1 protein-coding gene and 1 riboswitch are annotated in these 1,190 nt (G+C 67.3%); the gene reads right to left on the reverse strand.

What is annotated here, in order from left to right; genetic code table 11:
* Positions 1-110, reverse strand: a riboswitch (cyclic di-AMP (ydaO/yuaA leader). This riboswitch is flagged as partial in the annotation.
* Between the two features lie 469 nt (positions 111-579).
* Positions 580-1,190: C40 family peptidase (locus tag A3IC_RS0116380; protein ID WP_020551128.1), on the reverse strand; the 611-nt coding region annotated here is incomplete at its 5' end.

Below are 1,190 nucleotides of genomic sequence, written 5' to 3' on the forward strand. Positions count from 1 at the left end.
CGGGTTAGCTGACGGGTTCGGGCGGAAGAAGGCGCCCTACGGTGCCGAAGCACCGATTCACCCCAGGGACTGCAAGGGTCCCCGGTTCCGGCTTCGTGCTCACTCGACGATGGTCACCCACCGTCACCGAAACACGTCCCCGAACTCGGCGGAGGCGATCGTGTCGACCGGGTGGCCGACGACGAGCCGATCGCCTGTCGCAGAACACTAGTCACAGGAGTGTCACGGCCATCACCATCGACCTCTATATTGCCAAAATTTTACCCGCGACACCGTTTCCTTCTCCGCCTATCGCGGGATAAGCGCGCGGATTCCTGAAAGTCGATCTTGATCCGGTTTGGCGAGTATTACTCGTCTATGGGCCGCCGGACATGATCCGCTCGTGTCGGCCGGGCCTCCGGCGGCACCAGCTCTCGTCTCGACCGCGTCTGCCGGGTCGGCGACAACCGGACGCGATTGCCCGGCGGTGTCCAGCCGACTCGCCGGCCGGACACCGCCGCGACACACACGACGGCGCCCTCCACGCGGAACGAGTCCGCGGGAGGGCGCCGTCGGAGGTCTTCCGCGCGACCGGTGGGTTTACCCGGGTCGAATGGCCGCGTAGAACGGCATCGAGTCGAGCGGCGCCTCGGTCACGGTCTTGCCGGGACGCGGGGCGTGGATGATCTTGCCGCCGCCGATGTATATCCCCACGTGGCGGTTGTCCGAGTAGAAGAACACCAGGTCGCCCGGCTGGAGCGAACCCTTGGAGACCCGCGGACCGTCGTTGACCTGGGTCCAGGTGGTGCGGCTGAGCCGGACGCCCGCGGCCTTCCACGACGCCTGGGTCAGCCCCGAGCAGTCGTAGGAGCTGGGACCCTCCGCGCCCGACACGTACGACTTGCCGATCTGGGCCCGCGCGAACGCGATCGCGGCCCCGGCCCGGCCCGAGGCGGGCACGTTCGTGCTCGGAGTGTCGTTCTTGTCCTGGTCCCGCGAGCTGCGGTCGGTGCCACGCGTGTCGGTGTTGCCCGCGTGCTCGTCCGAGTTGAGGATCTCGTCCTGCTGCTTCTTCTCCAGCGTGTTCAGCAGTCGCTGGGCCTCGGCGAGCTTGGCCTGGATCTCGGTCTTGTTCTTGTTCAGCTCGGTGCGCAGCTTCTCCAGCTCGGCGAGCTGCGAGGAGGCCTCGGTGCGGTCCTGCTGGAGAACCC

Origin of the sequence: Embleya scabrispora DSM 41855 (assembly GCF_000372745.1) — a bacterium.
GTDB classification, from domain to species: domain Bacteria; phylum Actinomycetota; class Actinomycetes; order Streptomycetales; family Streptomycetaceae; genus Embleya; species Embleya scabrispora.